The following is a 16,962-nucleotide window of genomic DNA, read 5'->3' as shown; positions in this document are numbered from 1 at the left end:
CATGCGGAGCGAAGCGGAGCAATGGCTGCCGTGTCGAGATGAACCCCACGAACCGATGACAAATGTCATGCCACGATGCGGGCCGACTCACCTTCGGCGTCGCTAGCGTGCTGACCACGGCACGACTATCCGGGGAGACCAGATGTTCATCCGCTCGATCGGAATCACCGTGGCCGCGCTCGCGGCCACTCTCGTCACCGGCAGTGGTGTGGCGTACGCCGCCGACAGCACGCCGCCACGTGGCTCGCACTACGCGAAGGTCGAGCAGAAGACCAACGCCGCGCTGCGCGGCCAGGGGCTCGCCAACCGGAATCTGCCGCAGTGCGACGATCTGACCTCGGCGCCCGCGGCGCCCGCGATGCGCACCCTGGACTACATGGCAGGGGAGTGGGTCGGATACGGCTGGAACGACGGTCAGCAGGGGCGCTCCTACTACGTCCAGACCGAGGAGATCCGGTTCCTGCCGGGCGGCACCCGGCTCGAGGTGAAGGGCACCGGCACCTCGCCCACCGATCCGTCGGTGACGGTCTTCTCGGCGTATGCGATCGCGGAACCGATGGCCGGCGGCGGCATCAGCTGGACGGCGTACAACGAAGGCAATCAACTGGTCACCGACCTGGTGGTGACCCCGACCGGTTGGTCCTGGCAGTTCCCGGCCGGACCCGGGGTCGCGGTGCGTTACGTCACCGACTTCACCGACAATTGGCGCGCCTGGCACGAATACGGCGAGGTCAGCCTCGACGGCGGTCAGACCTGGCAGCGATTCCAGCAGATGACCCTGGTCAAGACCTGCGACGCCTGAGGCCACCACGCTTCGGGATCAGCCCTCAGCGATGACCCGATCGGCGATCGCGACCATCGCCTCGGCGAGCAGCGCCATCTGTGCGCTCATCGACCGCTCGGGATCCGCCTGCCAGGCGACGAAGGCGCCGTCGAAGCCGGCGATGCCGAAGTAGTCCAGAGACCGACCAACCCGATCGGCCACCTCCGGCCCGAGGCTCGCCCAGGATTGGGCGATCATCCAACGCATGTGCTGGCGCCCGTCCTGGCGCACCCGCTGCAGGATGTCGCCGACCGCGACATCGCTCACCGATTCGGTGCTCATCAGCAGGATCAGGTGCAGGCGCAGGAAATCCGGCTTGGCGAGGAAGACCTCTCCGGTGCGCTGAAGGAACCAGCCGATCAGCTCGGCGGGGGAGAGGTCGTCCGGCGGGTCGGCCTGGGATTGCCTCATGTGTTGGAAGAATTCGTACGCCCCCCGCTCCATCACCGCGGACAGCAGTCCGCCCTTGGAATGGAAGTGGTGATAGATCGCGCTCTTCGGCAGCCCGGTCTCGGCGCTGAGCACCGACATGGTGGTCGCCGAGTAGCCGCGTTCAGCCATCACCCGCGAGGCGACGTCGAGGATCTCTTCGCGGGACTGCCGCCCCCGGCGGTTCCCGGCGTACGCATTGTCCACGCCGTGCAGCATAGGCGGCCAGCTTTCTGCACACCGGAATCCTCACCCAGATCCTTGACGCGTCTCGGGTGGAGATGTGACGGTTGCCACTAATGAACCGAACGATCGGTCCAAAACATGTGGAGTCCAGGATGACTGAGCAGCACTACGACGCCGATGTCGCGGTGGTGGGATATGGGCCGACCGGTCTGACTGCCGCCCTGACCCTGGCGGGCAGGGGAGCGCGAGTGGCCGCGTTCGAACGGGACAAGGACATCTACGCCCGCGCCAGAGCCGTGACCATCAATGACTGGACCATGCGGATCCTTCAGGACCTCGGCGTGGACGATCGTGTTGACCGGGTGATCGACCCGCAACGTGCCCTGCGCTGGGTGACGTATGCCGGACAGGAGGTGATGCGGGTCGAGCATCCGCCGAGCACGCTGGGGACGCGCGGCAGCAGACCACGCTTCTACAACATCTATCAGCCGGTGCTGGAGGCCGAGCTGCGTGCCTGCGCCGAGGAACTCGACGGACTGCAGGTGCACTTCGGTGCCGAGGTGGTGGCCGTCGACCAGGACGCCGACGGTGTCACCATCACCGCACGCGATCAGGTGACCGGTGAGCAGACGATGACCCGTGCCAGGTATGCGATCGGTGCCGACGGTGGTTCTTCGGCGGTACGCAAGCTGATCGACATCCCGATGACTGGTGACACGAATGACACACTGTGGATCGTCATCGATTGCCGGGTGAAACGCTGGTGGCCGGACCGGGACTTCCTCACCTTCTGGACCGACAGCGAGCGACCGGTGGTGGACATCGCGCTCTCGGCCGGCAACCACCGCTGGGAGATCCCGCTCAAGCCGGGGGAGTCCGAGCAGGACTTTCCCAGTGATGCCGAGGTGTGGCCCCTGCTGGCGGCCCTCGGTGTCACGGCGGCCGATGTCTCGATCCATCAGTACGCCTTCTACCGGCACCACGTGCGAATGGCCGACAGCTTCCGTCGAGGCCGGGTCTTCCTCGCGGGCGACGCTGCGCATCTGATGCCCCCGTGGGCGGGCGCCGGCATGCAGACCGGTATGCGGGACGCGTACGACCTCGGCTGGAAACTCGCCGGCATCGTCCGGGGTGAGCTGTCCGAGGACTGGCTCGACACCTACGAGGCCGAGCGGCGCCCCTCCGCGGAGTTCTACACCGGAATCGCGGTCGCCCTGGGGAGGGTGATCAAGCAGGAAGCGAGCGAGGCCGAGATTGCGGCTATGAATACGGTGCCGGAGAACCTGGTGACCCCGTGGGAACCACCGCTGAACGCCCCGCCGACACTCGCGGCCGGCTGGCTGCGGGGCGAGGTGGGTGACGCGTCGATCGTCGGTCGGTATCTCCCGCAACCCCTGGTTGCCAGTGCCATCGGCCGGATCGATCGGCTGGATGCCCTGTTGCCGAAGGGATTCGTCCTGCTCGGAAATGACTTTGATCCGGAGATGGCACTGACACCCGCCGAGAAGGCTGACTGGGACGCGCTCGGGGCGTCCTATGCCGCCATCCGTCCGCGGGCGGCGTACACCCGCTCAAGCACCGACCTGGTTGACCTCGAGGACGGCCTGCTGCCTTGGTTCGACCGGTACGGGGTCCGGGTGATCGCGATCCGTCCGGACAAGTTCGTCGCGGCCGCCGACACCAGCGGCCTCGCCGTTCCGAAGTCTGACGAACCCACCGAAGAGTCGATACACAGCGGCATGGCCGCAGAGGAAGGAAACCGATGAGTACAGTCACCGAACTCGCTTACGTGGTCTACGAGGTGAGCGACCTGGACGCCTGGGAACGGTTCGCCGTGTCCCTGCTGGGCATGCAGCTCGGCGAGCGATCCGCCGATGCCTTGACCCTGCGAACCGATCAGAAGGCGCACCGCTGGATCCTGACCAGCGGCCCGGCCGATGATCTGGTCAGATCTGGATACCTGGTGGAATCCTCGGCGGCGTTGGATTCGTTGATCGACCGACTGCGCGCAGCGGGCGTCCAGGTCACCGAGGGCGATCCGGCATTGGTGGCCGCACGCAAGGTGGAACGCCTCGTCCGGGTCACCGACCCGATCGGCAACGAGTTGGAACTGGTCACCGGCTTGGCTGATGCTGCCACGCCGTTCCACAGTGAGGTGCTTGTCGGGGAGTTCGTGACCGGTGAAGGCGGCGCCGGGCATCAGGTGCTGCTGTCCAAGGGCGTACCGCGTGAGACCTATCTCGCGTTCTACCAGGACCTGCTCGGATTCCGGATGAGCGACCTGATCGTCGAGGAACTGGCTCCAGGCATGGTGGTCGATCTCGCCTTCCTGCATTGCAATCCCCGGCACCATTCGATCGCCTTCGGTGACATGCCGCACCCGAAGCGGACCCACCACTTCATGATGGAGGTCAGCGACATCCGCGATGTCGGGATGGCCTATGACCGCTGCCTGCGCGCCAAGCAGCCCTTCGAGATGACCCTGGGGATGCATCCGAACGACCACATGTTCAGCTTCTATGTGATCACACCGTCGGGCTTCTCGGTCGAGTACGGCTGGGGCGGCCTGTTGCTCGACGACGAGACCTGGGAGGTTCGTACGCTGGATCAGTTGCACTGGTGGGGTCATCACCCGCCCGAGGTGCTGCACGAGCTGGTCGGCGACGGTATCCCGGCGGGCGGTGATCGGTGATGGCCGAGATGAGAGTCATCGACACTCCGGACTGGCGAATCAGCTATCAGGAAGCGGGTGCGGGCCACCCGGTCCTGTTGCTGCACGGGGGAGGCCCCGGTGCAACCGGGTGGAGCAACTACGCGCCCAACATCGACCCTCTGGCGGCGAATTTCCGGGTCATCGCACCGGACATGCCCGGTTGGGGTGGGTCGTCCGAGGCTGACTTCGGCACTCTCGATCACGTCGAGGCGGCCACCCAATTGCTGGATGCGCTCGGCATCGAGAGGGCCGCATTCGTCGGCAATTCGATGGGCGGGCACACCTCGTTACGGATGGCGGTGGAGCGGCCCGAGCGGGTCTCACACCTGGTCACCATGGGTCCGCCCATCCAGATGAAACCGTTCCTGTTCGGTGCGGGTGGTGGCCCGACCGAGGGCCTGAAGGTCATGTTCCAGACCTATTCCGACGCCTCGCCCGAAGGCATGCGCCGGCTGGTCGAGATCATGGTGTTCGACAAGGACCGGTTCGCGACACCCGAACTCTCCAGGGAACGTTCGGATTCCGCGCTGGCGCATCCGGAGCACCTGGCGAACATCGCCGCGGCCGTACCGAACGCGCCGATTCCGATCTGGCTGGACCTGAACCGGGTCGGCGAGATCGGCGTGCCGGCACTGCTGATCCATGGCCGCGACGACCGGGTGGTGTCCTTCGAGTCGACGCTCTTCCTGGCAGCGAACATTCCAGACTCGCGAGCCGTGCTGTTCAACCGGTGTGGGCATTGGGCACAACTGGAACGGGCCGAGGAGTTCAACCGCCTGGTCACGGACTTCGTGCTGAACCACTGAGAGGTTGACCCTCGTCGGAGGTCAGCCGCGGACGTCCAGGATGGCGGCGAAGGCGGCGCGTACCCGGTCGTCGATCATCTCCTGGGAGTCGGCCGGCAGCTTGCCGTCCAGATGGAGGTACGCCAGGCCGTGCGCGAGTGCCCAGCCCGCGGAGGCCAGCGAGTCGGCATCGGCATCCGGGAACACCTGGGCCATGGCCGCCTGGAGCACCTGGTGGATGCGCCCGGCTGCCTCGACGCGCTCCGCGTTGCCCTCGTCACAGGCATTGCCGAACATCAGTCGGAAGAGGGCCGGGCGCCGCATTGCGAAACGCACATAGGCGATCGCGAACTCGCTCAGCTCTGTGGGACTGGACGGTGGCTCGCGACCTTCGGTCAGTTCGGCCAACAGATCCCGTAACCCCACGGCGGCCAACGCGGACTCGAGGGCGTCCCGGTCGGTGAAGTGCCGGTAGGGCGCGGTGGGGGAGACGCCGGCCTCGCGGGCGACTGCGCGCAACGAGAACGGCTCGCCGGCCTCCAGCATTCGCATCGCCGTCGTCAGCAGCGCGGCGCGCAGGTCGCCGTGGTGGTACGCACTCTTCGCCGGTGTTGACACCGCTAACATCTCCTTCTATGCTCATGTGAGCAACGTAAACATATCCTAGCAGGAGCACCGATGCCATCCATCGCGTCCGCATCAACCCACTCTGCCGCCTCCGGGCCGGTCTCGGCGGTATTTGAGCCCTTCGTCCTGCCGAATGGCTCGGTGCTGCCGAACCGCCTCGTCAAGGCCGCCATGGAGGAGAACATGGCCGGTCCAGGACAACTGCCAGACGAGCACCTGTTCCGGCTCTATCGGCGTTGGAGCAGCGGGGGAGCGGGGCTGCTCATCACCGGGAACGTGATGGTGCACGCGGCGGCACTCACCGGACCCGGTGGTGTCGTGCTCGACGCCGCGGCGCCGCTCGAGCCGTTCCGCGAGTGGGCGAGTGCCGGCCGCAGCGGTGGCGCGAAGATCTGGATGCAGATCAACCACCCGGGCCGCCAGGTGCTCGCGGATATGCCGGGGGTCGCCTGGGCGCCATCGGCGATCCGGGTGGACCTCGGCCGGAACAGCAAGCGGTTCGCCGAACCGACCGAGATGACCGAGGCGCAGATCGCCGAGATCATCGAGCGTTTCCGGGTCACGGCGCAGCGTGCTGAGGAAGCAGGTTTCGACGGTGTCGAGATCCACGCCGCCCACGGTTATCTGCTCTCGCAATTCCTGTCACCATTGGCGAACCGGCGTACCGATCACTGGGGCGGCAGCCTGCAGAACCGTGCTCGACTGTTGGTGGAGATCGTACGCACCGTCCGGGCTGTGGTGAGCCCCGGTTTCGCGGTCGCGGTCAAGCTGAACTCCGCCGATTTCCAGCGCGGCGGATTCGATGCCGCTGATGCTGCGGCGGTCATCGGGATGCTCGCCCCCCTTGGGGTCGACGTCGTGGAACTGTCCGGCGGCAGCTATGAGGCACCGGCAATGACCGGTCAGACCCGAGATGCCCGGAGCAGCACCCGCGAGGCATACTTTCTGAGCCTGGCTGAAGAATTGGCCACCAGCAGTCCGGTCCCGCTGATGGTGACCGGGGGAATCGTCCGGCTTCGCGTCGCTGAAGAGGTGCTCGCAAGCGGCGTCGACCTGGTCGGGATGGGCAGCGCCCTCGGTGTCGACCCCGATCTGCCGAACACCTGGCGCCGGGACCCCGATGCCAAGGTCGTGCTGGCCGCGGTGCGCTTCACGGACAAGGCGATCGCCTCGGCGGCGAGTATGGCGCGGGTACGCCAGCAGTTGCGTCGGCTCGGTGCCGGGCGGCGTACCCGCCCGGGAATGAGCCCGCGAATCGCGCTGGTGAAGGAAGCCCTGCTTCAACAGCGCGCTCTGCGCCGCTACCGGAAGTGGCTGGCCGACCGCCCTCACGTCGGCTGAGCTCAGGGAGCGGGTGGGTTCGCCGACGGTCACCGTGTCGAGATGACGCCACGTCGGCTGAGCGAGCGACGAACGGCTCCACCTCACGCCGGCTGAGCGAGCGAGGAACGAGCGAGTCGAAGCCACCCGCCCCCAACCCTCAGGACTGGTGCAGCACGGTCGCGCAGCGGCGATGCAGCTGCTCCAGCTCGCGTCCCTGGGCATCGGCCCGCGCGAGCAGATTCTCGAGCGTGGCGCGGGGGAGACGCGGGTCGTTCAGTTCCAGCAGGGTCGCCCAACCGAGCCGCTTGGCGAACACGGCAGCGGTCAGCGCTTCGAGCTCAAGCAGGTCGGAAAGTGGTGACCGTTCGCGGAGCCGCTGATTGGTCTTGAGCTGACCGGCCATCTCGGCGACCCGTGCGGTCCCGTCCTTGACCATCGAGGGGCGGACACCAACGTCCACCATGAGCGCTTCCAGGCTGTTCTTGTCGGATTCGACCTCTGTGCTCAGCCGCTGCACTGCGGCAGCGATCTCGGGTACGCCGTGACTCTTGGCCACCCGCTGGAACAGGGCCACGCCGGACGTTGCGCCGGCGTGATGATCCTGCAGGTAGGTCTGCAGCAGCTCGCTCATGTGTGTACTCCCAGAGATCGCGAATCTTCAGTCACAGAACGATTACCCGACGACCGATGGCTCAAACGGGTCCTGCACGTTATGTCAGAGCGACGCGTTGCCCTTATGCCGCATAGGCTGAAGATCCCCATCCGGATGATCGGGAGACCCATGGATCAGAAGAGACGGTTGCAGGCGCTCGAGAACCACCTCGCCACCATGGTGCGGGAAGCCCGGGAGTTCGCCGACGGGGATCCTTCCGTTGAGTGGATCTGGCTGTACCTGTCGATGCAGGACGGCGTCGTCGTGGCCACGCCGATCTATCGGGTTGACGGCATCGTCACCGGCGCCGAAGACCTTGATCAGCACCTCGGCACCGAGCTGGATGTGTCCAAGCTGCAGGCACTCTGGCGTACCTTCTTCGACGAGACGGAGGAGGTACGCAGCCTTCTCGCTGCGTCGGGTGAAGTGCCGACACGGATCATCGTCAGCTTCGATGCTCAGGCCGAGCGGCTGGAGGCCGACTTCAACGACGAGTCCATCGAGGACCCGGAGCTGTCGTTCAGCGAGGTCGCAGATCGGTGGCAGCAGCGGCTGGCCGAGACAGGTGATGCCTCCGCATGAGGTGGCGCACGTTATGTCAGATCGAACGAGGGCGCCGCAGGCGGATGAGGCCCACGAGCAGGGCGACGCCCCAGAGCACGAACAGTGGATCCCACAGCCAGCCATGGCCGATCATGGCCGCCCGGTCGTAACCGTCGTCGGGTCGGATCACTCCGGCGAGCACCAGGTGGCCGACCACGGTATTCGCACCGCCCCAGACGATGAGGCTGAGCGCACCGAGCTCGCACCCGATACGCCAGATCCAGTGGCGCGGCCATCCGCGCAGGGTCCAGGCGAGCGGCACCACGGCGAAACCGAGCTTCACGGCGGCGACGATCAGCAGCAGCCACCGCCGACCCTCGAAGGCGTTGACGAGGCGCGCGCCGATCGTCTCCAGCAGCCAGTCACCACCGAGGCCCCAGTAGACGCTGAACAGGCCATGGATCACGCCGGCGATGGCGGCAACGACGAACGGACTCGCAGAACGGATCGATGAGCGTGGGGGTGAAGCGGTCACACAAGAAAGGTCTCATCGCCGGCGGGCAGCAGGTCACCGGGAACCGCCCGGAGGCAGCCCTGAACCGACCCCAGCCCAGGGTCAGGCCTTGGTCCGATAAGCGACATTATGTCATCTCGAAGAGTCGCGACTAGATCTGGTCACTCCCCTCGAACATCGAGTACGGCCTTGCCCCGCACCTGGCGCTGTGTCAGCGACTGGATGGCCTCGTCGTACCGGCGCCAACCTCCGCGCCAGCCAATCGGGGTCATGAGTCGGCCCCGAGCGGTGAGGCCTACCAGCCGTTCGAGGTCGGGCCCGAGCGGGACGGTCAGGTTGAAGGTCTCGATCCGCCCGCGGTCGTGACGGATCCGCGCCGCCTCGAAATCGATCGTGGTCGGCTCCTTGGAGGCCATACCCACCGCGACGACTGCGCCGCCGGGCACCAGTCGGCTGTAGGCGTCGGCCAACTGCTGTCCACCAACGTTGTCGATCACGCCATCAACGCGTTCAGCGAGGTTGGACGGGCCGATGATGACCTCCCTTGCGCCGAGTGTTTCCAGGCCCTCGCCGCGACCGGGGGAACCGACCGATGCGACAACCTCAGCGCCGGAAAGACTCGCCAGCTGGACTGCGTACCGGCCGACGCCGCCGGATGCACCGGTGACCAGCACACGCCGTCCGAGGACGGAACCGAGTCGCCGGACCGCCTGGAGCGCGGTGACTCCGGCGACGGGCAACGCGGCGATGGCTGCCAGGTCGACGTCATCGGGAACGAGAGCCAGCTGGTCGGTGTCGACCGCACGCAACTCGGCCCAGGCCCCGGCCCACCCGAACGTGATGACCCGCGAACCCGCCACCGGCCCGGAACCGTCCGCTGCCGGAGTGATCACCACCCCGCTGGCGTCCCACCCAGGAACAGTGCCGTCGGGAAGATCCGGAGTGCGAAAGGCGACCTCGCCGAAGTTGAACGAGAAGGCGGCAACCTGAACCAGGGCCTGTGATGGAGACGGTGTGGGCTCGGGCACGGAATCCAGACGCAGCAGGTGCCGACTCCCCCGGTGATGAACGAGCGCCTTCACCGTGTCCGTCCCATCTGAGTGTCCGATGGCGCAGTCGCCTGCCCTGCCCATGACGCCTGGTTCTCGGCGATGAACCTCCCGATCCCTCGAGGGAGTTGGCCGGTGACCTCCTCGACGGTGGTGGTGACCTCGGCGAAGATGCCCTCGCGGACCCGACCGAACATTCCTCCGACGACCTCGCGCGTCCACCGGTCAGCGCCGCTCAGTGCGTCCTCCAAGGGCGGGTCGAACGACCTGACGTGGTCTCCGATGGCCGACGAAATGTCCTCTGCCAGTGAGGCGAGCGTGACTCCTTCCGGTCCGGTCAACGTGTAGGCCTTGCCGTGGTGCAGGTCCGGCTCGACGAGTGCCTGCACGGCGACGGCGGCGATGTCGCGGGTGTCGATCCAGGCAATCGGCGCACCACCTGTGGGGAGGCTGATCATCCGTTCCTCAACGATGGTGGTCAGGAAGTAGCGGGGATCTATCAACACCTGTTGAAACCAGGACGGTCGCAGAATCGTCCAGCTGCCCGCGCCGCTGGTGACCGCGAGTTCCACCTGTCGAACCCACTCATCGTCGGCGAGGGTGTGTGCGCCCTGCTCAGACAGCAGGACGATGTGTGACCCCGGAGCGAGCGCGACGAGGTGAGTGATGAGGTCTGGAGCGTCCGGGACATCCGGGCGCATGAGATAGATCGCGTCCATCCCCTCTACTGCCCTACCCCAGGTAGACGGATCATCCCAGCTGAACCTGACGACGTCAGCCACGGCCGTTGGGTCCAGCGAGGACCCGCCACGGACCATTTCGGCGCGCTGGCCAAGTTGGGCGATGACTTCGCGGCCGGTCTTGCCCCGTGCGCCAGTGACAAAGACGGATCGGCTCATGCCGCCCGGCCGCCCTCAATGGTCGGGTAATCCGTGTATCCGCGGTGATCGCCGCCGTAGAACGTGTCGGGGTGGGGGGTGTTGTACGGCCCACCGGCCTTGATGCGGGCGTCAAGGTCCGGGTTCGCAAGCCACATGGTCGCCAGTGAGACGGCGTCTGCGACTCCGGTCTCGACGGCTTCGGTGGCAGCGGCGGGAGATGCTGGGAAGGCCTCTGGCGCGGGGTGGGGATTCAGGATGAGAATGCCGGGCCAGGCAGCGCGCAGTTGCCTTGTCAGTTCCCGGTTGCCGACCTCGACCAGGTGCACATAGGCCAGGTTCTGATCGGCGAGCGACTCCAGCAGCCGAAGATAAACCGGTGCCGGGTCGGGCTCTTCGATGTTGTTGAACGGGCTGCCCGGGGAGAGTCGAACACCGGTGCGGTCGGCTCCGATGACGTCGGCAACCGCTGTGACGACCTCGATGGCGAATCGGATTCTGTTGTCCGCTGCGCCGCCGTAGGAGTCGGTGCGCAGATTGGTGTTGTCGGCGAGGAACTGGTGGATCAGGTAGCCGTTGGCACCGTGGAGCTCCACGCCATCGAAGCCGGCGTCGATAGCGTTGCGTGCCGCAGTGGCGAAGTCGGTGACGGTGGTTCGGATGTCATCCGTCGTCATCTCGCGCGGTACTGGATGGTCGAGCATCCCCTCAAGGCTGAACAGCTGCTCGCCCGAAGCCACCGGCGACGGGGCCACCGGCAGCTCCCCGTTCGGGTACAGGCTGGGATGGCCAATCCGCCCGGTGTGAGTGAGCTGGGCGAAGATGCGCCCGCCGGCCTCATGGACAGCGTCGGTGACATCCCGCCACGCCTCCACATGGTCACCGGCGTGTAGGCCAGGGGTGAGGATGTAGCCCTGGCCGATCACGCTGGGTTGGATGCTCTCGCTGATGATCAGACCCGCACTGGCGCGTTGCCGGTAATACTCGGCAGTCAGCGCGCTGACGACCCCATCGACAGATGCGCGGCTCCGCGTCATCGGGGCCATCAGCAGACGGTTCGGCAGTTGGAGCTTCCCAACCGCTAGAGGCTCGAAAAGGTTCGGCACGACGTACTCTCCTAAGGATGCTTGATTGGCTCAAGCATCATCACACACTTGTTTGAGCGAATCAAGTGATAGGGTGCGGGCATGGCTGCTCCTTCCGGTCCCGTCTCTCCGGCGACTGAGGCCGAACGTGCGATGTTTGACTTCGTCGATGCCTACGACCGCGCCTACGAGATCGCGGCAGCACAGCACGGCATGAGCGTCGCCCATGCCTGTGTGCTGGGCAGGATCGCCAAGCCGCGAGGAATGGGAGAGTTGGCCGACGAGCTTGGCTGCGACGCCTCCAACATCACACAGGTCGTTACTCGGCTTGAGGCCAGAGGCCTGGCTGAGCGGCACGCCAACCCGAACGACCGACGATCACGCCAAGTCAATCGAACAACGGCGGGCGACAACCTCAACGCGGCCTTCGAGAAGAGCTTCGAGTTTGCCCGAACGGCGACGTCCAACCTCAGCGACGGCGAGCAAAACCAGCTGGCCGAGCTTCTCCGCAAGGCCCTTGGCCAGCCCACGTCTTGACGCTGCCTCGGCCCCGCAGGCCGAACGTCGGACGAGACCTCCTTCACCGGCGCCGAGTGCCCGCACCGTCGTCAACCGGCGAGCCGCTGCCGGATCATGGCGGTGAACTCCTCCACCGCCCGATCCGATGCGGCACGATCGCCGTCCAGCAACATGTCGAAGAGCAATCCCTGACCCACAGCGAGCGTGAGTCGCGCCAGCGTGCGCGCGGTCGTCTCGTCGGTGCGTTGGGCGTACGCCTCGGCGAACCGTTCCTGCGCCTGGTCGAGCACCGCGGCACGCAGGCTCTCGGCGTACACCTTGCCGTACATCGCATGCGCCGACAGCTCGAAGTAGAGCGGACCGACCAGCTGGGCCTGATCGGCGGTACGCCGCCAGTTCTCGGCGCCCGCGTCGAAGGGGTCCTGATGGTCGGCGAAGAGTTGCGCCAGCGCGTCCGCGTTCGCTGCGGCGATCCGTTCGATCACCGCGGCCAGCAGGCCCTCCCGTGACCCGAAGTGATAGCTGAGCATCCGTTGGCTGGTGCCGATGTTCGAGGCCAGCGTACGCAGACTGGTATCACGGACGCCGTGGGTGGCGAAGTGCTGAACCGCCTTGTGCAGCAGCAGATCCCGAGGGCTCTCCCCTGTCATGCCCGTTCCGCCGACCGCAGCAGCGACGCGGTCTCAGCCGCCACCATCCGTCGAACCTTCGCGGCCAGCAGCAGCCGGATGGCCCGGGCGAGCGGCCCGGTCCAGGTGATGGATTGAGTGAGGGTGCACCCCGTGGGTGAAGACGTGAGTTCGTGGGTCGCCGTGGTGGCCACTCCCCTCGTCCGTGCTGCCCAGGTGAAACCGCGCCCCGGCTCCCAGGATGAGACCTCGTAGACAGCGGTCGGGAGACCCGGTTGCCTCACCTCGTACCGTGATCCCACCCCAGCAGGGCTCGGGCCGTCGACCTGCTGTACGGAACTGAACGTCGGCAGCAGATCGCCCCAGCGTTCCAGATCGCTGAGCACTGCCCAGACCTCATCGACTGATGCGCTGGTTTGCTGCGAGACCGCAATCATGTATCAGATGATACAGATGCTCAGGCTCCCCCGCCAGCAACCTTGTGAATCCCGTCGCACCAGGGCAAGCGACCCGAATAGCCGCAGCGACAGACGGCCACCACGGCTCGTCGGACCGGATGGGTCTCGCCGTCGGCGTCGACCACGTGGGAGGCTCCGCGGATCAGGGCCGGACCGCCTGGGCACTCGGTGACGCGAACGGCCTCGGCGGGATACGCCTCCACCGGCAGCTCCGCGGATTCGCTACGGCGCTGCTTCATCGGTACGCCGGCTCCAGTTCAGGGTCACCTGTCGGGTCGTCAGCGCTCTCGGACAGCGGGTGCCGCAGGGCACTCTCCCCGGATTCCCAACGCTGCAAGGCGTACTCGGCGATCCGCCCGTCCAGATACAGCCCCGCGACGAAGCCGAAGATCACCTTGCCGGGTCCATCCGCCTCGGCGGCCGCCGGGCACATCTGGCGGATGGCGATCTGCTCGTGGGCGGCATCGGCCTCGACGTGCTCATCGAAGTAGCGCCACCCATCCTCGGGAAGACCGAGTCGCTGGGCGCCGGCCACATACTTCCGGCAAGGCAATGAACTCGTCGTCTCGATCATGGCCAGGTGGCCCGCCACTGCCCCGGCCCATTCGCGCCGCGAGGACCACCAGTTGAGCGCGACATTGGCCGCCAGCACCGGTGCCGGCCAGCAGTCGGCGTACGCCCCGAAGTCGTCGCGGAGGCCGACCGTGACCATGGCGCGGGCGAACAGCTCCGAATGCAGGTCGGCCAACCGACCGCTGCCATACTCATCGAACTGGATCTCCACCATCGCCAGCTTCGCCTCGGCGGACAACCGCGGCACCGCAAAGGTGTGCGGGTCCCCCTCCTTGAGCTGGTAGGCCGACTTCAGGACCAGCATCTCGCGCCACTGCTCGATCGACATCTTCCGACGCGCGTACGCCGCCAGCGACGGCGTGTCGGCGAACTCGCGCTCCGGCAGGGAGAACAGGGTTTCGGCGAGATCGGTTCGGGCCTCGGTCAGGGTGCGCTCGACAACCGGATCGATGATCGGACGCAGCGCCGATTCGAGAGCGTCCTCCAGCGTCACCCGCAACCAGACGGCCCGGTGGTCGACCTCCCAGCGATCATCGACATCCTGGAAACCGTGGTATCCCAACTCCTGCAGGACCCACAACATGATCAGTCGATCTTCGTCGTCCACGATCGCTGGCGCGGGTGCGGATGCGGCGGCCACCAACTCATCGAGCTCGTTGGTATCGACATCGCGGGCATCTCTGCGCAGCACATCGAACAGATGCTGCGAGGAGGCACCCCGCGGACCTGGCAATCCGGGAGTAAGGACGCTCATGTCGACAAATATACCCAGCGTCGAGGGCCTCGAAACGACCTACCAGCTCAGCGTCAGGTAGGTGCTGTTCGGGTCCTCGACGTAGCTGCCGAACGGGCGACACTCGATGAAGCCGTGCCGGGCGTACAACCGACGCGCCGGCGCGAAGAACGCCATGCTGCCGGTCTCCAGCGAGATGCGTTCGATCCCCCGGTCCCGGGCATCGGCGAGCAGGACCCGGAGCAACGCCGAGGCGATACCGGCACCGCGGTGTGCGGGATCGGTACGCATGCTCTTCAGCTCCTCATGCCCGGGCTCGAGCGCGGCGAGGGCGCCCGTTCCGACGAGTACGCCGGCGCGCAACGCCACCCAGAGCCGGATACCGTCCCGCTGCAGTTCCCCCAGCTCGAGGGCATGTCGGCTCTCCACCGGTGCGGTCGGTTCGAGGTCGTCCAGGTGCGCCTGCAGGAAGCTCTGCAGGGCCGGATCGCCGAAGTCGGCTCGGGTGATGGTCAGCACGACCCGGACGCTAGCGAGGCCGTGTACCGGCCGGGTTACGGCCTCGTTAGATTGGGCGCATGACGCGACGCATCCTGATCACGGGCGGTGGCACCGGTATCGGCCGCGCCGTCGCCCATCGCATGCTGGCCGAGGAACCCGACCTGCTCCTGATCGGCCGGCGCACCGAGGTGCTGGAGCAGGCGGCCGAGGAGCTGCGCGCGGTCGACGAGCTGGCCAAGGTCTCCACCCGCAGCTGCGATCTGACCGATCCGGCGGCGGTCCAGCAGCTGGCCGACGAACTGTCCGGTGGACCGGCGATCGACGTCCTGGTCGCCAATGCGGGCGGGAACTATGGCCGTGGCGCCAAGGGTGATCTCACCACCGTCGCGAATGGCTGGCGCGCCGACTTCGAGGGCAACGTGCTGTCGGCGGTGCTGCTCACCGAGGCGCTGCTCCCCCGCTTCACCCGGCCCGGTGGCCGGATCGTCGCCATGAGTTCGATCGCCGCGCTGCGTGGTTCCGGCTCCTACGGAGCGGCCAAGGCCGCGATGAACGCCTGGGTCTTCGATCTGGCCAATTCGCTCGCTGCAGAAGGAATCACCGCCAACGCGGTGGCTCCCGGATTCGTCCCCGACACCGAGTTCTGGACCGAACGATTGGCCGCCGATCCCGACCTGGCGGACAACCGGCTGAAGTCCATTCCGATGGGTCGGCCCGGTACGCCGGATGAGGTCGCCGAGGCCGTGGCATACCTCGCTTCGCCCGATGCCGGTTGGACGACCGGACAGATCCTGCAGGTGAATGGCGGCAACCTGCTCGGGCGCGGCTGATGACGGACGCACGCACCCCGGAAGTCGCCTACATCGGCTGCTACACCTCGACCGCCGACGGGCACGGCCTCGGCATCCAGCCATTGCGTACCGGTGATGGCACCGCCCTGGACCCCACCCCCGCGGTCGATCCCAGTTTCCTGATCGCTCATCCCAGGCTTCCGGTGCTGTACGCCGTCTCCGAACGCGAATCCAGCGCGCTGACGGCGTACCAGATCCGAGACGACGGCACGCTGCAGTTGCTCAACGCCCTCGACACCGGCGGGAACGCCGGCTGCCACCTGGCCTTCGATGCCGAACGCGATCTCCTCGTCGTCGCGCACTACACCGACGGGTCGGTGGCGATCTGCTCGGTCGCCGAGGACGGATCGCTGGGTCAGGTCACCGACTTCCACCGGTTCACCGGGCAGGGCCCGGATCCGCAGCGGCAGGACGGTTCCCATGCCCACATGGCGATCCGGGACGGAGACGACTGGCTGATCGCCGATCTCGGCGCCGACCGCATCCACCGGCTGAGTCTCGACGACGACGGCCGGATCGGCCGGGTGCGCGAGATCGTGACCCCTCCCGGTGTCGGACCCCGTCACCTGATCATCGACGGGGACGCCCTCGTCCTGGCCTGCGAACTGTCCGCCGAGCTCTGGCTGGCCCGCCGCGATGGCGATGGCTGGGAGGGCGCGGCTCTGGTCCCGTCGACGGCGATCGATACCGGGGAAGCCGTATATCCGTCGGGAATCGCGTGGGCCGATGACCGCGTCGTGGTGGCCAATCGCGGTGCCGACACCATCGCCACCTTCCGCCTCGATCGCGATCAGAACACGCTGCGGCTGGTGGACGAGCGGCCCACCGGAGGAAGGTGGCCTCGCGATCTGACCTGGTCCGACGGGCGGCTCTGGGTCGCCAACCAGAACTCCGATTCGGTGACGGTCTTCGAGCCCCGCGGAGACGGCTGGCGGCTTGTGGAGACCTTCGAGGTATCCAGCCCGGCATGTGTGCGGATGGTTGACTGAAGCGGATCTGCATCGCGCGGTTCATCTCGACACGCCGGGCATTGCTCCGCTGCGCTCCGCATGCCCGGCTACTCGATGAACAGTGGGCGGGGGTCCGCATGC

General features: G+C 66.7%; 21 protein-coding genes. 9 read left to right on the top strand and 12 right to left on the bottom strand.

Going from position 1 to position 16,962, the window contains the following annotated elements:
• Nucleotides 1–142 precede the first annotated feature (142 nt).
• On the top strand, nt 143–802 hold the full coding sequence (locus C8D81_RS04075; RefSeq protein WP_133625599.1) for a hypothetical protein: 660 nt from the start codon (nt 143–145) through the stop codon (nt 800–802).
• A gap of 18 nt (nt 803–820) precedes the next feature.
• Here the strand turns inward: C8D81_RS04075 and C8D81_RS04070 are convergent, their stop codons facing one another.
• Nucleotides 821–1,459: a TetR/AcrR family transcriptional regulator gene (locus C8D81_RS04070; protein WP_208109101.1), complete on the bottom strand. Its 639-nt coding sequence runs from the start codon at nt 1,457–1,459 to the stop codon at nt 821–823.
• Between the two features lie 131 nt (nt 1,460–1,590).
• Between C8D81_RS04070 and C8D81_RS04065 the strand changes: the two genes are divergently transcribed.
• Genes C8D81_RS04065 through C8D81_RS04055 form a run of 3 tightly spaced genes read left to right on the top strand, consistent with a single transcriptional unit; the run spans nt 1,591 to nt 4,957 of the window.
• On the top strand, nt 1,591–3,204 hold the full coding sequence (locus C8D81_RS04065) for a bifunctional 3-(3-hydroxy-phenyl)propionate/3-hydroxycinnamic acid hydroxylase (protein ID WP_133625597.1): 1,614 nt from the start codon (nt 1,591–1,593) through the stop codon (nt 3,202–3,204).
• Nucleotides 3,201–4,130 carry a VOC family protein gene (locus C8D81_RS04060; protein WP_094458506.1) on the top strand — a complete coding sequence of 310 codons (930 nt, stop codon included), beginning with the start codon at nt 3,201–3,203 and terminating at the stop codon, nt 4,128–4,130. Before C8D81_RS04065 ends, C8D81_RS04060 begins: the two co-directional genes overlap by 4 nt.
• Complete coding sequence (locus tag C8D81_RS04055) at nt 4,130–4,957, top strand: alpha/beta fold hydrolase (RefSeq protein WP_094458508.1); 828 nt, start codon at nt 4,130–4,132, stop codon at nt 4,955–4,957. Before C8D81_RS04060 ends, C8D81_RS04055 begins: the two co-directional genes overlap by 1 nt.
• A gap of 21 nt (nt 4,958–4,978) precedes the next feature.
• Here C8D81_RS04055 and C8D81_RS04050 read toward each other — a convergent pair whose 3' ends face one another.
• Complete coding sequence (locus C8D81_RS04050; RefSeq protein ID WP_133625596.1) at nt 4,979–5,554, bottom strand: TetR/AcrR family transcriptional regulator; 576 nt, start codon at nt 5,552–5,554, stop codon at nt 4,979–4,981.
• 60 nt (nt 5,555–5,614) lie between these two features.
• On the opposite strand from C8D81_RS04050, the gene C8D81_RS04045 reads away from it, so the two are divergent.
• The gene (locus C8D81_RS04045) at nt 5,615–6,904 is read left to right on the top strand and encodes an NADH:flavin oxidoreductase/NADH oxidase family protein (protein WP_133625595.1); all 1,290 of its coding nucleotides are present in this window, start codon (nt 5,615–5,617) and stop codon (nt 6,902–6,904) included.
• Nucleotides 6,905–7,043: 139 nt separating this feature from the next.
• Here the strand turns inward: C8D81_RS04045 and C8D81_RS04040 are convergent, their stop codons facing one another.
• Nucleotides 7,044–7,517, bottom strand: coding sequence for a hypothetical protein (locus tag C8D81_RS04040; RefSeq protein WP_094406306.1), 474 nt, complete (start codon nt 7,515–7,517; stop codon nt 7,044–7,046).
• Between the two features lie 168 nt (nt 7,518–7,685).
• Between C8D81_RS04040 and C8D81_RS04035 the strand changes: the two genes are divergently transcribed.
• Nucleotides 7,686–8,120, top strand: coding sequence for a hypothetical protein (locus C8D81_RS04035; protein WP_133625594.1), 435 nt, complete (start codon nt 7,686–7,688; stop codon nt 8,118–8,120).
• Nucleotides 8,121–8,136: 16 nt separating this feature from the next.
• On the opposite strand, the gene C8D81_RS04030 is transcribed toward C8D81_RS04035, so the two are convergent.
• The 4 genes from C8D81_RS04030 to C8D81_RS04015 all read right to left on the bottom strand — a co-directional run bounded on the left by C8D81_RS04030 (nt 8,137) and on the right by C8D81_RS04015 (nt 11,628).
• Nucleotides 8,137–8,547 carry a DUF3995 domain-containing protein gene (locus C8D81_RS04030; protein ID WP_208109099.1) on the bottom strand — a complete coding sequence of 137 codons (411 nt, stop codon included), beginning with the start codon at nt 8,545–8,547 and terminating at the stop codon, nt 8,137–8,139.
• A 209-nt stretch (nt 8,548–8,756) separates the two neighbouring features.
• Nucleotides 8,757–9,677 carry a zinc-binding dehydrogenase gene (locus tag C8D81_RS04025; RefSeq protein WP_133625593.1) on the bottom strand — a complete coding sequence of 307 codons (921 nt, stop codon included), beginning with the start codon at nt 9,675–9,677 and terminating at the stop codon, nt 8,757–8,759.
• Nucleotides 9,674–10,543 (bottom strand): Rossmann-fold NAD(P)-binding domain-containing protein, encoded by an 870-nt coding sequence (locus tag C8D81_RS04020; RefSeq protein ID WP_133625592.1) that lies wholly within the window; start codon nt 10,541–10,543, stop codon nt 9,674–9,676. Before C8D81_RS04020 ends, C8D81_RS04025 begins: the two co-directional genes overlap by 4 nt.
• Entirely contained in the window at nt 10,540–11,628 is a 1,089-nt protein-coding gene (locus tag C8D81_RS04015; protein WP_133625591.1) for an alkene reductase, read from the bottom strand. Before C8D81_RS04015 ends, C8D81_RS04020 begins: the two co-directional genes overlap by 4 nt.
• Nucleotides 11,629–11,709: 81 nt before the next feature.
• On the opposite strand from C8D81_RS04015, the gene C8D81_RS04010 reads away from it, so the two are divergent.
• Nucleotides 11,710–12,144 (top strand): MarR family winged helix-turn-helix transcriptional regulator, encoded by a 435-nt coding sequence (locus C8D81_RS04010; protein ID WP_094358475.1) that lies wholly within the window; start codon nt 11,710–11,712, stop codon nt 12,142–12,144.
• 71 nt (nt 12,145–12,215) lie between these two features.
• Here C8D81_RS04010 and C8D81_RS04005 read toward each other — a convergent pair whose 3' ends face one another.
• Genes C8D81_RS04005 through C8D81_RS03985 form a run of 5 tightly spaced genes read right to left on the bottom strand, consistent with a single transcriptional unit; the run spans nt 12,216 to nt 15,038 of the window.
• Nucleotides 12,216–12,776: a TetR family transcriptional regulator gene (locus tag C8D81_RS04005; protein ID WP_133625590.1), complete on the bottom strand. Its 561-nt coding sequence runs from the start codon at nt 12,774–12,776 to the stop codon at nt 12,216–12,218.
• The gene (locus C8D81_RS04000) at nt 12,773–13,192 is read right to left on the bottom strand and encodes an SRPBCC family protein (protein ID WP_133625589.1); all 420 of its coding nucleotides are present in this window, start codon (nt 13,190–13,192) and stop codon (nt 12,773–12,775) included. Before C8D81_RS04000 ends, C8D81_RS04005 begins: the two co-directional genes overlap by 4 nt.
• A gap of 20 nt (nt 13,193–13,212) precedes the next feature.
• Nucleotides 13,213–13,452, bottom strand: coding sequence for a CDGSH iron-sulfur domain-containing protein (locus tag C8D81_RS03995; protein WP_094358469.1), 240 nt, complete (start codon nt 13,450–13,452; stop codon nt 13,213–13,215).
• Nucleotides 13,449–14,540 (bottom strand): iron-containing redox enzyme family protein, encoded by a 1,092-nt coding sequence (locus tag C8D81_RS03990; protein WP_208109097.1) that lies wholly within the window; start codon nt 14,538–14,540, stop codon nt 13,449–13,451. Before C8D81_RS03990 ends, C8D81_RS03995 begins: the two co-directional genes overlap by 4 nt.
• Before the next feature lie 39 nt (nt 14,541–14,579).
• Entirely contained in the window at nt 14,580–15,038 is a 459-nt protein-coding gene (locus C8D81_RS03985; protein WP_133625588.1) for a GNAT family N-acetyltransferase, read from the bottom strand.
• Between the two features lie 59 nt (nt 15,039–15,097).
• On the opposite strand from C8D81_RS03985, the gene C8D81_RS03980 reads away from it, so the two are divergent.
• Nucleotides 15,098–15,850: an SDR family NAD(P)-dependent oxidoreductase gene (locus tag C8D81_RS03980; RefSeq protein ID WP_133625587.1), complete on the top strand. Its 753-nt coding sequence runs from the start codon at nt 15,098–15,100 to the stop codon at nt 15,848–15,850.
• A complete protein-coding gene (locus C8D81_RS03975) occupies nt 15,850–16,860 on the top strand; it encodes a lactonase family protein (RefSeq protein WP_094401342.1) in 1,011 nt (336 codons plus the stop codon). The genes C8D81_RS03980 and C8D81_RS03975 overlap by 1 nt, the downstream gene beginning before the upstream one ends.
• Nucleotides 16,861–16,962 lie beyond the last annotated feature (102 nt).

The organism is Enemella evansiae (genome assembly GCF_004362375.1).
In the GTDB taxonomy this organism is placed as follows: domain Bacteria; phylum Actinomycetota; class Actinomycetes; order Propionibacteriales; family Propionibacteriaceae; genus Enemella; species Enemella evansiae.
Note: the sequence above shows the minus strand (reverse complement) of the source record. Positions and strands in the feature narration are given on the sequence as shown.